A 14003-nucleotide genomic window follows, 5' to 3' on the forward strand; every position below is an offset into this window, starting at 1 on the left:
TAAACTAGGGGCCAGCGTGGGTTCGCCTGCGCTTGAGTTGCTTTACAACAATAAGGAAGAAACTATGCGTGATGTGGTCAATGAAGTATACAAAAAGATGAAAGTCGGCGCCGTTGCCTGGGTACGCCCGGTGGCCGCCAAGGGAGACACGCTGGAAACATTCCAGTCTTCGTACGAGCACGCCAAGGCGCTGGCCGACGAAGGCCTGATCACGATCGGTGACGTAAAACGCCAGGCCGACAACCTGATCGAGGCGATCCGCATTCATCGTATCGCCTGATCATATCGTTGACTTGAAGGGCTAGGCCTTGCCTGGCGCCTTAGCCTTGGGCGCCGCGCGCTTTGCCGGCGCCTTGCGCAGCGGGGCCTTGGCCTTGGCTGCCGTGGCGGCTTCCGCCGGCTTGGCGGATTTGCCTGCCGCTGGCCTGGCCTGGCTGCCGGCGCCGAAGCTGGCCGCCGCCGCACTGGCCGCGTCGGGCGACATCGCCGTCGACACGGCCTGCTTGAACTGATCTTGTAACAAATTCCACCAGGCACTTGGATTGGCCAGCTGGGCTGCCGCATGGCTGCCGGCGTCGTTGGGCGCCGCCGCGGCCGGTTCCGGCGCGGGTGCAGGCGCGGGAGCAGGCTTGGCTTCCGGCGCGGGCGCTGCCGGCTGCTGGAAAAACGCGGAAGCATAGGGCACGGATTCAAACAGGGATTTCTCGCTGGCACCGGGCTGGGTGATGGCGGCCGCCAGCGATGCGCCCATCGATTTCAGGGTGGCAATCGTGCCGCGCTGCACTTCCAGCGCCTGGATACTGCCGCGCAGCATGCTGGTATTGAGGTTCAGCCAGGCTTCGACGGCCTTCAGGTCATTGATTTTCTTGTCCAGCTCTTCCACCGACATGGTGGGCGCCGTGATGCCGGGCACGCCCATGCCGGGCACGCTCATGCTGCCCCACAGGTTCTTGACGAAGTCGAGGGTGTCGGTCACAACTGCTGCGCCCGGCATCTGGGGCATTTGCGGGTTTGCCATGCGAAATCTCCTGGTAGGTGGATGTGCCTAGCGTAGCAGATATCAGCTTGCAACTGACGCAAAGTGGCCAACATTTTCTTACATAAAACCTCAAGAGTTGAGCACGGGCAAGAAGCAGGAATGCGGGTGAAAGCGTTACACTAGCGCTCATGATGCCCGCTTCCTTTTTCTCGCCACCGCGCCGCCGAACCGTTGTCTTTGTCGCGGTCATCGGGGTGCTGCATTACGTGGCGCTGGAATGGCTGACTTCGCATGCGGGCATGGTGCCGCTGCGGCCGGATAATACGCAGGTCGTCAGCATGGCGCTGCTTGCCGAGGCGCCCAAGCCGCTGCCGGTGGTCCCGCCGCCACCGCCGCCGCCCGTGCCCGAGCCCCGGCTGCCGCCACCGCCGCCGCCGACGGCATTGCCGTCGAGCGACACGCCCGTGCTGACGGCGCCGGCCAGCGATGTGCCGGCAGGCCCGGCCACGCCGGCACCGCCCGCGCGACCGCCGTCACGGCGCCGGCACCCGCCGAAGTGGCGCCGCCCGCGCCGCCACCGCCACCGCCGCCCGTCGTGGAGCAGGCGCGGCATTACAAGACGAACGCGCCCGCGTCGGCCCGCTTCGACCTGCACGTGGACCGGCGCGATGCGGACGGCACCAAGTGGCAGGGCGTGGCCGCCATGGCGTGGGACAACAAGGGCGATAGCTACCAGCTGAAACTGGAAGTGGGCTTGAGCATGCTGATCACGCGCATCAACCTGCTGGTGCTGACCAGCGAAGGCGTGATCGATGCGAGCGGCATCGTGCCCGTCACGGCCACGGAAAAGCGCAAGGGCCGGGCGCAAACGGCCACGCATTTCAACCGCGACGGCAAGGTCATCACCTTTTCCGCCACGACGGCCACCGTGCCATGGCAGGAAGGGGCGCAGGACAAGGCCAGCGTGCCGTTCCAGCTGGCCGCCATCGGCCGCGCGGACGTCAACCAGCTGGCCGGCAATATCGATATCCTCGTCGGCGAGGAAAGGGAAGCGACCGTGTTCCGCTTCCAGCTCGTGGGCGAGGAAGAACTGGACACGCAGATGGGCCGGCTGGTGACGTGGCATCTGCGCCGGCCGCCCAAGCCGGGCACGTATTCGTCGCAGCTCGATATCTGGCTGGCGCCGTCCATGCAGTGGTATCCGGTACAAATACGCAATACCGAGGCGAGCGGGGCTTTGACCACGCAAACCGTCACCAAGATCTCCGTCAATGACGCTACAGGAAAATAAATGATGACTCTGACTAATTTGAAACACTTGCTGGCCGCCGGCGTACTGGCTGCCACCCTGACTCCCGCCATGGCCGACGCGCCCGTGGAGCACCCCGCCATCAAGCGCCCGTACAAGCTCGTGCCGTCGGCTGACCTCGTCTATTCCATCAAGGCCAGGCAGCGCGGCATCGGCCTGTCCGGCGAATCCGTCAGCAACTGGCGCGTGGGCGACGGCAAGTATTCGCTGCTGGCCGAAACGAAGGCGGCCCTGTTCGGCAAGATCCTCGAGCAGCGCAGCGAAGGCACGGTCGACGATTACGGCCTGGCCCCGGCGCAATTCGTGGAAAAGCGCTTCCGCAAGGATGCCGTCACGACCACCTTCAAGCGCGACAGCAAGACCATCGTGTTTGGCGAAGGCGATGAAACGTATCCGCTGAAGGGCGGCGAGCAGGACCGTAACAGTGCCGTCTGGCAACTGGCCAGCGTGGCGCGCGCCGCGCCCGAGAAATTCGTCCCCGGCTCGGAATGGGCCTTTTTTGTCGCCGGCGCGCATGATGCCGAGCCGTGGGTCTTCAAGGTCGTCAAGGAAGAGAGCGTGACGACGGGCATGGGCGACGTGGCCGCCATCCACCTGGTCAAGGCGCCGCCGCCGGACAAGAAGGGCCAGCAAGTGGACCTGTGGCTGGCGCCGTCGCTGGAATGGTATCCCGTGAAAGTGACGTTCGCCGACGCGGACGGCGGCGATTATGTGGAGCAAACCTTGCAGAAGATCGTCAAGAAGTAAGCGCTTGCCACTCGTTTTTGCATCACATTAGCCAGCCAGATGCAGAAACGGGGGGCGGACCCCGAGAGGGAATGCGCCCGCCGGGGACATCCCGGTTCCGCCGGAACCGGGCCTCTTCGCCGTTGGGGTTTCCGTCAATACAACACTCAAGGACCCGGCAGCCCACACGGGCCCCTCCCACGCGCTAAATTGCATGTCAGAACTGATATACTGACGCCCCCGCCTCGCAGCGCCGCTTTCGCCCGCTGCGCCGCCCGCTGAACACTCATCCGGAATAGAATGATTGACATAATGGCAAGTGCAGCCGTGGCTGCGGATGCAAATCAAACAGAGCAAGAGCATCACGATTCCTTGCAGGCGCATTTCCAGCCGAATATTTCGGCCGACGAGATCGAGCAGGTGTTTCACTTGAAGCGGGCGCAGCCTTTGCTGCAAGTGTTTACGGCCCTGTTCCACGGCGGCTTCGATGGCGTGCTGGTGCGCCTGCTGGTGCTGCGCGAACTGGCGTCCGATGCAGCGACCTCTGCCTACACGCGCGCCGATATCAACACCAAGCTGGCGTATCTGTTGCCGGAAAGCCTGGAAACGGTCTTGCTGCGCCTGCGCTCGAACCAGCTGCTGGCCTGGGATACGCAGCAGGGCGTGTACCGCGTCACGCCCATGGCACGCAACGTGCTGTCCGCCATCGACAGCCTGCTGGGCCTGGGCCAGACGGAAGACGAGGCGGAAATGGGCTTTTTGCTGTCGCAGGTGGCGGGGGCGCAAGCCGTCGGCGGCGTGTCGGTCGAGCAATTGCAACATCTGCTGGGGCGCCTGGTGGACTTGACGGAAGAGTTTTCCGACGCCATCGCCTCCGGTTCCGAATTCCGTCTGCGCACGGCGCAGGCGAAGTGGAATATGGCGTGCGACTGGGTGGAAAAGGGTTCCGAAATCCTCGTGGCGATCACGTCCGATGAAAACGCGGACAGCGCCACGCACAAGGCGGCGCAGGCCATCGGCCGGGCGCAGAGCAAATTGTTGAACATGCAAGGCATGTTTTCGCGGGCCCTGAACCAGATCGAGCGCCAGCGGGTCCACCTGGGCCAGTCCGGCCTGTCGACGACGGACATCAAGCGCTGGCTCCTGCAGCATGACGACCTGGCCAGCCTGGCCGAGGGCGCCATCGACCAGCCCGTCGTCCCCCTGTTCTCCACGCCGGCCGAGATGATCGACGTGGCCGAGACGGAACTGCTGTCCGAACGGGCGGCGGGCGTCACCAACACGGGCCTGCCCAGCGGCGAGGACGCGCCCACCACCATCAGCGACGGACCCGCCATGCAGCTCGAACTCGATGACCTCCTGGCCCGCCTGTCGAATTTCGCCAGCCTGGGCAATTTCCCCAGCATCGGCGAAGAGGGGCCGAAGAGCGTACCGGTGCAGGATTCGCTGCTGCCGGCCAGCTTTGCCGTGGCCTCCTACCGCGCGTCCATGCTGCCGCTGCTGGGCGACGTGTCCGAAGCGAGCCTGCAAGGCTCGACGGCCGAACTGGCCCGTCTGCCGATTACCTTTACACCGACCGACGAGATGGTCCAGTTGACCGACCCCCACGTGGCGGCCATGTCGATCGCCTCGCTTTCACTGAATGTTTCACTTGATTTAGATAGCGGCACCGCCGATGAATGACGATTCCCAAATCCTGATTGCGCGCCTGCTCACGCATCAAACCCTGCGCCGCGACGACAAGCTCGTCAAGCGCGTGCTGTCCGACGAGCTGTTCCGCGCCGAGATCGATGCGCGCCTGCTGGCCTGCGGCCTGAAACTGCTCGACAACGTGTACGCCGACCATGTCACCCTGGCCCTGACGCGCACCATCGAGCCGAAGATCTTCGGCGCGCGCGATGTGTGGCAAAACAATAACTTCGGCCTGGCCCGCGATGGCGTGGCCCTGCTGGTGGTGCTGTGGGCGCAGATCATCCTGCCCAAGCGGGAACGCCAGGAAACCCACCAGCACGCGGACGATGACCAGAACGACATGTTCGGCACGGAAAAACCGCTGCCGCGCGCGGAAGACGCGTCCATGGGCATTTCCTACAAGGCGCTGCTGTCCGATTTCGGCGACAAGCTGGGCAAGAAGACGCGCATGGACATGAACCTGGGCACCCTGGCCAAGCTGGGCTTCATCGAGCGGCGCGGCGACGTGCTGCTGGAAGGCCCGCTGCTGGACCTGATGATGGATACGGACGTGCTCAAGGAGCGTATCATCAACGGCGCCCTGGCCGACGTCTTCAAGCGCGCGCCGGCGCGCCTGGTCGTCGTCGGCGGCGACCCGCTGCTCGACGCGGAAGTGGAAGCCGACCTGTCCGCCGACATCCTTGATGCGGGCGACGCGCCTGCGTCCGACCTTCCTCACTGAAAGCGCCCATGTTTCATATCAAATCACTTGAACTGGTGCACTGGGATTACTGGCAGCGCATCAAGAACATCCCGCTCGACGCGAAGATCATCACCATCGCGGGGCAGAACGGCTCGGGCAAGACCACCTTGCTCGACGCCTTGCGCACCCTGTTCGGCCTCGACTGCTCGATGGGGCGCACGTATAAGCACTATGCGCGCCACTCGGGCCAGCAGACGGCCTGGCTGCGCGCCGTGGTCGACAACAAGAACGTGGGCAAGCAGCTGTCGAACCGCCCGTTCCGCAGTTCCGGCTTCTTCAGCGACGATGAAGTGACCCTGTTTTGCCAGATCCAGAAGAACGGCGGCGACTGGAAGCGCCAGTATCTGATGCGCCCAGGCAATGTGCAGATCGAGGACATCACGGACGCCAACGACTGGCTGGGCGTGGAAAACTACCGCAAGCGCCTGGCCAATGCGGGCCTGTCGCCCGCCATGTCGAAAGTGCTGGCGCTGGAGCAGGGCGAGACGGACAAACTGTGCGAATACGCGCCGCGCCAATTGCTCGACCTCGTCTTCCAGGTATTCGGCGACAAGGAAGTGCTGGACGCCTACGACGAAGCCAAGCGCCACCAGCGCGACACGGAAGTGGAGCTGAAGCGCTTCGAGACGGAACTGGAAGCGTCGAAGACCAATCTGGAAGGCTTGCGCCTGCGCGTGGCCAACTATCACCAGTGGGAAGGGCTGCATAAAGAGCGCCGCAACCTGCTGGAAGAAGTGCTGCCCAGCCTGCAATACCACGAGGCGCGCGAAAAGGCGGCCATCGCCAGCCGGCAATTGCGCGATGCGCGCAAGCCGATGGCGCAGGCGGACCAGCAACTGACGGACAAGCGCAATGCGCTGGCGGCGCAGGCCAAGTCCCTGTCCGACGCGCAGATGAACGAGACCTTGCTGGAGCAGGAATCGATCGGCCTGCAGAGCCGTTTGTCCCTGATCAATGCCAAGCTGAAACCGCTGGACAGCCTGCTGGAGCAGAAGGACCGCCTGCACAAGCTGGCGGCGGACTCCGGCAGCGACATCGCCGAAGTGGCTGCCCAGCTGGAACAGAAGGAAGCGGAACTGCTGCGCCAGCGCCAGCAGCGCGACGCCCTGTCGGCGCGCATCGCGGCCGAGCAGGCAACCATTGCCGCGCTGCAAGGCAAGACGGCCATGCCGGAGCCGGAGAATGTGCGCGGCATGCGCCGCGCCCTGCGCGACGCGGGGATTTCCCACGCCATGCTGTCCGATATCGTCGAAGTGACGGACAGCCGCTGGCAAGGCGCCGTCGAAGGCGTGCTGGGCGGCTATGCTTCGGTGGTGTTGCTGGACAAGGCCAAGGATGCGGCCGCCGCCTACCGTTTGGCGGAAAAGGAACGCTATCGCCACTTCATCGTGCCCGACCTCGTCACGGCACCTAGCGCGAAAGATGAAAGCCTGCTGGCCGTGGTGAAATTTTCCGCGCCCGTGCCCAGCTGGCTGATCGAGCAGCTGTCGCGCATTGCCCGCGTCGATTCCGTCGAAGCGGGTTTCAAGCTGGGCAACCACGAAGAGTGGATCACGCCCGAGGCGTATCACCGCGAGCGCCGCGGCGGCCGCTCCCTGTTCGTGGAAGCGTCGCGCTACCGCTTCGGCCAGGCTGGCCGCAGCGGCCGCCTGGAAGCGCTGCTGCGCTCCCTGCCGGGCCTGGAAGGCCAGGAAGACACGCTGACCCTGGTCATTTCGAAACTGGCGGGGGAAGTGGGCGCCCTGAAAGCGCGCATCGCCGGCGTCGACGCGGCCAAGGAACTCAGTGCGCGCCAGGAAGAATTCGCCGAAGCGCTGCGCAATTCGAAACCGCTCAAGGAAGAGCGCCTGGAAGTGGGCGGCCGCCTGGGCGAGCTGCAGAACCTGACGAAGAACGCCACCGTGGCGCGCACTCGCGCCGATACCGTGTGGCAAAACGCGCGCCTGGCCCTGTCCGAGGCGGAAGCGGGCGCGCGCCTGGGCTACAAGAAACAGATTGAACAGCGCGCCGAGCATGCGCGCGCCCTGCTGGCCCTGCGCCACGCGTGGCGCCATTTGCCGAAGAGCTGGCGCCGGCCGGGCCGACGCGCGGCGCTTGTCGCCGAGCACCAGAACGCGCACCAGGTCGACCTGCGCGTGGCCAGCCTGCAAAACAGCCTGGCGCGCGACGACTGGGAACTGGACGCCACCGTCATCGACCAACACCACCGCCTGTCGGACCAGCTGCACGGCCGCCAGTCGGAAACGGACGAGCGCCGCTACCAGAACAACCGCGCCATCGAAGCGACGGGCAATGCCCGCGGCGCCTACATGGAGCGCTTGCGCTACACCATCAAGACCTACAGCAAGAACATCAAGGAACTGGGCGAGCTGGCCGGCATCGAAGTGCATGCCGACCCCGTGCGCCTGGAAAACGACGACGTGCAGCTGTCGCAGGCGGGCCTGCACGTGCGCTTCAAGTTCGACGGCAAGGGCGTCATCGGCATGAACGATGGCGAAGCGTCGGGCGGCCAGCAGGTGATGAAGTCGCTGGTGCTGCTGATCGGCCTGCTGAAATCGGAAGACGGTTCCGGCGGCTTCGTCTTCATCGACGAACCGTTTGCCCACCTCGACATCCGCAACATCCAGCTGGTGGGAGAATTCCTGAAAAACACGGAAGCGCAGTACCTGATGACGACGCCGTTGACGCACAACACGGATGTCTACGATCCATCGGAACTGACTTTGATCACGAGCAAGAAAAAGAAGGATACGCAATGGGCGCAACCGATCTTCGTGCTGCAGCGGCGCATCGAACCCGTGCCGGGCAAGGCGGCGTGATGACCGCGCGCCGTGTGCTGGCATCGGCCGCGCTGGCGCTGGCCATGGCGCATGCGGCGCCGGCTGTCGCCAACGACGGCATCGGCGCCGTGGGCGCGGGCGGCATCCTGTTCGGCAAGACGGATGCCGTGGCCATGAAAAAGGAAGTGCTCAGCGTGAGCGCGGAATTGATCAAGGTCGAGTACGAGTTCCTCAACGAGTCGAAAACGGACGTGGAAGAGACGATCTTCTTCCCCCTGCCCGAATACGCGGCCGGCTACCATGGCTCGCCCACGTATTACGGCCAGCCGCAGCAGTTTTCCGTCGACGTGGATGGCAAGCGCAAGGCCTACCAGACGACGTTTGTCGCCAAGCTCGACGCCAAAGATGTGACGGCCCGGCTGCGCCAGCTGGGCCTGTCCGACGCGCAGATCGCATATTTCCCCTCGCACACGCCGTTCGACAAGAAGGTGGCGCCGCTGACGGCCGCGCAGCAGAAAACCATGATCGCCGAGGGCTTGCTGGCCCAGCTCTACGACGAGGAATGGGTGCCGGCCTGGACAGTCAAAGTCCTCTACCTGTGGCAGCAGAAATTCCCCGCCGGCAAGGTCGTGCGCGTGCGCCATCAATATGCGCCATTCGTCGCGGCCGGCCCGGGCGCCTCCTACCTGGGCGACGGCAACGAGTTTGAAAAGAAATACTGCGGCGACAAGGCTTTCTACAAGACGTGGAACCGCCTGGCGGCCCGGCAGGGCGAGGGCGGCTTCGTCAATGCCGTGTGGGTGTCGTACATTTTGACGACGGGCAATACCTGGAAGAATGGCATCGAGGATTTCACCTTGAACCTGGTCAAGGGCAAACCGGACGAGCTCATCAGCCTGTGCTTCCCCGGCACCTTTACCAAGATCAACCCCACCACCTTGCAAGTCAAGCTGCGCAACTTCCATCCCAAACAGGATCTGGACGTGTACTTCGGCAATGTCGAAGGCATGGTCGCCCACGACGGCGTGGCGCCACAGATCCAGCCATAGCGGCATGGACACGCAGGAGCTGCTTGCCGCGCGCTTGCGGGCCATCGCCCGCGCCACGCCATGGTGCATGCAGGCCCTGCAGGCCGTGGCGCAGCTGGGCTTGCCCCACTGCTGCATCGGCGCGGGCGCCGTGCGCCAGCTCGTGTGGGATGCCCTGCATGGTGTCGCACACCCCTCGGCGCCAGGCGACATCGACGTGGCCTATTTCGATGCGGCCGATTTGCAGCCGCAGCGCGAAGCGCAACTGCGCCAGCGCCTGGAAGCCTTGCTGCCCGGCGTGCCGTGGGAGGTGTGCAACCAGGCCCGGGTGCACCTGTGGTTTGAAGGCCATTTCGGCTATGCCGTGCCGCCCCTGCGGTCGCTGGACGAGGCCATCGCTTCCTGGCCCGAGTTTGCCACGGCCGTCGGCATCCACCTGCAGCCCGGTGGCGGCATCGGCATCCTCGCCCCGCACGGCCTCGATGACCTGTTCAATATGGTGATCCGGCGCAACCCGGCACGCATCAGTGCGGACGGCTATGCGCAGCGCCTGGCCAGCAAGGACTACGCGGCGCGCTGGCCGCGCGTCACCATCTTTCCTGAGTAAATAATGGTGTAAAACATAATTAAATGCACTGTGGATATATTTTTCCTATAATTGCCAATTATCCAATAGTGCTCTCCGCCTCCTGATCCCATGTTCTTTCCGCTTTCCCTGTCCGTGCGCCGCATCGGCCGCCTGCTCTGCCTTTCCACTGCTTTCGCCGCGCCCGCCGCCTGGGCCGACAGTTATGACGATTTCCAGCAAGCCAGTGCGCGCCTGGAAGTGCTGCAAGCCCAGGCGACGCCGAAGGGCGGCCTGCCGCGCCTGGGCGACCCGGGCGTGGCGGCGCTGTTTGCCCATATCGCCGATGGCCCGCGCCTGTTCCAGGCGCCTGTCGCCGCGCTGCAGGACGTGAACCAGAGCGTGGCCGTGTGCGAAAAGGCCATGCGTTTGGGAAAAACATACTATGCGTTTGGCATGGAATGGCCGTTGCCGCTGTCCGGCGCCGAGCTGCAGCAGGCGCGCACGGCGCAGGTGATGCAGAACCTGGCCAATTATGGCGATGAGATGAGTACCTTGTTTGCTTTCAGCATGCATTGCCATGCGCACCTGATCGGCTTGATGGAGCAGGAATTCAGCGCCCAGCCGGCGGATGCGGTGAGCGGGACCGAGCGTCTGCGCGCGCGGGCGTTCAGCAAGAATACGGGCGTCGCTTACGCCGGTGTGGTGCAGTTCGTGCAGGTACCGTTCTGGAGCGTGGCGCAAAAGAAAGTCATGCTGGAGGCGGCGGCGCGGCACGCCACGGCGCATGCGGGCCTGATGGCGCCGCCCCAGCGCGAACGCCTGCTGGCCAGTCTTGCCGGCGCGGACCAGGATCTCGATCCTGCCCTGGCGCCGGCGCTGGCGACGATACGCGCGGCGCTGGCCGTGACGACGTGCACGGGCCTGTGCCAGTACTACTGAGGTGGATTACTCGGGTGCCTGCAAGGGTTTGTTGCGCTGGCGCCAGCGCAGCAGGCCCCAGGCGTACACGCTGTAGTAGCCGATGACGAGGCCGTAGGCGGCCATGGTCAGCGCGCTCTGGCCGAATGGCGGCGGCGGCACGGGTACGTCCAGGCGCGTGTTCAGGTAGATTTCCATGCCGCGGTACAGCAGCCTGGCGATGAACAGCATGGTGATGGCCAGGCCCAGGTAGCGGTGCTGGGTAAAGAAGAAATCCTTGCCGACCTGTTCGAAGCGTGTCAGCTTCAGGCCCAGCACGCCCAGCCAGCCGCCCGCCAGCGCCGCCGCGCCCAGGCTGGACAGGGGCAGCAGCTCGAATTTCGTCGTCGTCGCGAGGAACAGCAGCAGCACGGGAAAGCCGATGGCCACCGTCCAGTGGCGCCACGGCTGCGATTTCTGGCGCGCCACCAGTTTCTTCAGGCGCGAATAGATGCGCCAGACCAGCAGCGGGACCAGGAACAGCAGGGCGAGGGTGGTGGTTTCCATGTAGGCATTCGGGGACGGGGAAAACAGCGATTGTAAGCCAGATGGGGAGCGAGGGCGTAGGGGGCGATGGCGAAAGTTGCTTATTGACATTTACATGGCATGAAAGCACTATGCCCTGTCACAAAGTCCCGCCACGAGCGGCACGGTACGCTTCGCCACTGTCTTTCATCCACCTTTCTGGAGTGCCATGTCTACACGTTTCCCCCTGTTGCCCATCACTGTCGGTCTGATGGCGTCGTCGTCCCTGGCCATGGCGCAAGATGGCGGCTATCAGATGCCGCCCGCGCCCCTGCAAGCCGTCGTCGATGCGCCGCGCGCGCCGACCCTGAGCCTGAGCCCGAAGCGTAACCTGGCCGCCGTGCTGCCCACGCCTTCCTTGCCCAGCATCAGCGAAGTGGCGCAGCCGGAACTGAAGCTGGCGGGCCTGCGCATCAATCCGCGCACGTATTCGGCCAGCCGCTTCAGCTTCCACACGGGACTGGGCTTGCTCGACATCGATACGCAGAAGGAAATCAAGGTCAGCGGCTTGCCGGCCGCGCCCCGCATCGCCGACCTGGCCTGGTCGCCGGACCAGCGCTACCTGGCGTTTACGCACATCGCCTTTGCCGATCCGGCCAGGGGCGTGAAGGAGTCGGGCGTGGAACTGTGGCTGCTCGACGTGCAGACGAAGGCGGCGCGCAAGCTGGCCGGCTCGCCCCTGTCGACCGTGTATGGCCGCGGCTTTTCCTGGATGCCGGACAGCAAGACCCTGCTGGTGCAGCTGAAGCCGGCCAAGCTGGGCGCGGCACCCGTGGCGAGCGGCATCCCGACGGGTCCGTCCATCCAGGACAGCGTGCCCGGCGGCGGCGTCAAGCAATTGCGCACCTATCCCGACCTGCTGAAGAACGAGCAGGACGCCCAGCTGTTCGAACACTACATCACGGTGCAGCTGGCCCTGCTGGACGTGACGGGCAAGCAGCGCCTCGTGGGCCAGCCCGGCCAGTTCTCGCGCGCGTCGGCCTCGCCCGATGGCAAGCACCTGCTGACGACGAGCATCGTGCGTCCGTATTCCTATATCGTGCCGGCGCACGACTTCGGCCACAAGATCGATGTGCGCGACCTGAGCGGCAAGGTGGAGCACACGGTGGCGACCCTGCCGCTGGAGGAAGGCTTGCCTCCGGGCAATGATGCCGTGTCGGCCGGCGTGCGCTCCGTCAGCTGGCGGGTCGATGCGCCCGCTACCCTCGTGTGGGCCGAAGCGCAGGATGGCGGCGACCCGGCCAAGGCGGCGGAGATCCGCGACATCGTCTACATGCAGGCGGCGCCGTTCACGGCCCAGCCGGCCGTGCTGGCCAGGCTGGGCTCGCGCTATGCGGGCGTGGCCTGGGGCCGCGGCGACCTGGCCCTGCTCGGCGAGGCGTGGTACAAGACGCGCGCCGTCAAGCAGTGGCGCATTGCGCCAGATCAACCCGCCACCCCGGCCGACCTCGTGTACGCGGGATCGTTCGAGGACCGCTACAACGATCCGGGCCAGCCCGTCATGCGGGCGGACGCGGCCGGCCTGCCGCGCTTGCTGATCGCCGCGGACGGTTCCATCCTGCTCGACGGCCAGGGTGCGTCGAAAGAGGGCGACCGCCCCTTCATCGACCGCCTGAACCTGGCCACCAAGCAGAAGGAACGCCTGTTCCAGAGCGCCGCGCCGTATTATGAAAACGTGGTCGCCGTGCTGGACGAGGATGGCAGCCGCTTGCTGTCCACGCGCGAATCGCCGACCGAGCAGCCGAACTACTATGTGCGCAACCTCAAGCAGCAGGGCGCCGCGCAGCTGACGGCCCTCACGCATTTCCCCCATCCGCTGCCGCAGCTCAAGGACGTGCAGAAAGAGCTGATCCGCTACAAGCGCGCCGACGGCGTGGACCTGACGGCGACCCTGATGCTGCCGCCGAACTATGACGTCAAACGCGACGGTCCGCTGCCGACCCTGATGTGGGCCTACCCGCAGGAATTCAAGACGGCCAGCGCCGCCAGCCAGACCAAGGGTTCGCCGTACAAATTCAATGCCGTCAGCTACTGGGGCCCGGCCGCCTTCCTGTCCATGGGTTACGCCGTGCTCGACAACCCATCGTTCCCCATCGTCGGCAATGGCGAGCAGGAGCCGAACGACACCTACCTGCCGCAGCTGGTGGCCGATGCCGAGGCGGCCGTCGACGAAGTGGTCAAGCGGGGCGTGGCCGACCGCAACCGCATCGCCATCGGCGGCCACTCGTATGGCGCCTTCATGACGGGCAACCTGCTGGCGCACACGCGCCTGTTCCGCGCCGGCATCGCCCGCAGTGGCGCCTACAACCGCACCCTGACGCCGTTCGGCTTCCAGGCGGAAGAGCGCTCGTTCTGGCAGGCGCCCGCCGTCTACCAGGCCATGTCGCCGTTCAACTATGCGGACAAGATCAAGGATGCGCTGCTGATGATCCATGGCGAGCAGGACAACAACTCGGGCACCTTCCCCATCCAGAGCGAACGCATGTTCCAGGCCGTCAAGGGCCTGGGCGGCACGGCGCGCCTGGTGATGCTGCCGAACGAAAGCCACGCCTATCGCGCGCGCGAATCGATCATGCAGATGCTGTATGAAAGCAACAACTGGCTGGAAAAATACGTGAAGAATGCCCCGCCAGTGGCGCCGGACGTCAAGCCGGCGGCCAAATAAGGGCGGGCGCCGGGACCGCCGGTGCGCATCTC

13 protein-coding genes are annotated in these 14003 nt (G+C 65.0%); 10 read left to right on the plus strand and 3 right to left on the minus strand.

Annotation, left to right across the window (positions count from 1 at the left end; all coding sequences use genetic code 11):
- Positions 1 to 64: 64 nt before the first annotated feature.
- Positions 65 to 280: a hypothetical protein gene (locus EBS11_RS11190; RefSeq protein WP_290603040.1), complete on the plus strand. Its 216-nt coding sequence runs from the start codon at positions 65 to 67 to the stop codon at positions 278 to 280.
- A 21-nt stretch (positions 281 to 301) separates the two neighbouring features.
- On the opposite strand, the gene EBS11_RS11195 is transcribed toward EBS11_RS11190, so the two are convergent.
- Positions 302 to 1018, minus strand: coding sequence for a PhaM family polyhydroxyalkanoate granule multifunctional regulatory protein (locus EBS11_RS11195; protein WP_290603042.1), 717 nt, complete (start codon positions 1016 to 1018; stop codon positions 302 to 304).
- A 223-nt stretch (positions 1019 to 1241) separates the two neighbouring features.
- Entirely contained in the window at positions 1242 to 1487 is a 246-nt protein-coding gene (locus EBS11_RS11200; RefSeq protein WP_290603043.1) for a hypothetical protein, read from the minus strand.
- A 48-nt stretch (positions 1488 to 1535) separates the two neighbouring features.
- Here EBS11_RS11200 and EBS11_RS11205 point away from each other — a divergent pair, with 48 nt between their 5' ends.
- The 8 genes from EBS11_RS11205 (at position 1536) to EBS11_RS11240 (ending at position 10763) form a co-directional block, all read left to right on the plus strand.
- Positions 1536 to 2270, plus strand: a complete 735-nt coding sequence (locus EBS11_RS11205) for a DUF3108 domain-containing protein (protein ID WP_290603044.1) — start codon at positions 1536 to 1538, stop codon at positions 2268 to 2270.
- Positions 2271 to 3035, plus strand: coding sequence for a DUF3108 domain-containing protein (locus EBS11_RS11210; RefSeq protein WP_365955249.1), 765 nt, complete (start codon positions 2271 to 2273; stop codon positions 3033 to 3035).
- A gap of 291 nt (positions 3036 to 3326) precedes the next feature.
- Positions 3327 to 4697: a hypothetical protein gene (locus EBS11_RS11215; protein WP_290603045.1), complete on the plus strand. Its 1371-nt coding sequence runs from the start codon at positions 3327 to 3329 to the stop codon at positions 4695 to 4697.
- A complete protein-coding gene (locus EBS11_RS11220; RefSeq protein ID WP_290603046.1) occupies positions 4690 to 5427 on the plus strand; it encodes a hypothetical protein in 738 nt (245 codons plus the stop codon). The genes EBS11_RS11215 and EBS11_RS11220 overlap by 8 nt, the downstream gene beginning before the upstream one ends.
- 8 nt (positions 5428 to 5435) lie before the next feature.
- A complete protein-coding gene (locus EBS11_RS11225; protein WP_290603047.1) occupies positions 5436 to 8267 on the plus strand; it encodes an ATP-binding protein in 2832 nt (943 codons plus the stop codon).
- The gene (locus EBS11_RS11230) at positions 8267 to 9277 is read left to right on the plus strand and encodes a DUF4424 family protein (protein ID WP_290603050.1); all 1011 of its coding nucleotides are present in this window, start codon (positions 8267 to 8269) and stop codon (positions 9275 to 9277) included. Before EBS11_RS11225 ends, EBS11_RS11230 begins: the two co-directional genes overlap by 1 nt.
- 4 nt (positions 9278 to 9281) lie before the next feature.
- Positions 9282 to 9863: a nucleotidyltransferase family protein gene (locus EBS11_RS11235; protein WP_290603056.1), complete on the plus strand. Its 582-nt coding sequence runs from the start codon at positions 9282 to 9284 to the stop codon at positions 9861 to 9863.
- 90 nt (positions 9864 to 9953) lie between these two features.
- Positions 9954 to 10763, plus strand: coding sequence for a hypothetical protein (locus EBS11_RS11240; protein WP_290603060.1), 810 nt, complete (start codon positions 9954 to 9956; stop codon positions 10761 to 10763).
- Between the two features lie 6 nt (positions 10764 to 10769).
- Here the strand turns inward: EBS11_RS11240 and EBS11_RS11245 are convergent, their stop codons facing one another.
- The gene (locus EBS11_RS11245) at positions 10770 to 11288 is read right to left on the minus strand and encodes a hypothetical protein (protein ID WP_290603063.1); all 519 of its coding nucleotides are present in this window, start codon (positions 11286 to 11288) and stop codon (positions 10770 to 10772) included.
- Between the two features lie 187 nt (positions 11289 to 11475).
- Here EBS11_RS11245 and EBS11_RS11250 point away from each other — a divergent pair, with 187 nt between their 5' ends.
- Positions 11476 to 13971: a prolyl oligopeptidase family serine peptidase gene (locus EBS11_RS11250; protein ID WP_290603064.1), complete on the plus strand. Its 2496-nt coding sequence runs from the start codon at positions 11476 to 11478 to the stop codon at positions 13969 to 13971.
- Positions 13972 to 14003: the final 32 nt, after the last annotated feature.

The organism is Janthinobacterium sp. (assembly GCF_009923995.1).
Lineage (GTDB): Bacteria > Pseudomonadota > Gammaproteobacteria > Burkholderiales > Burkholderiaceae_D > Janthinobacterium.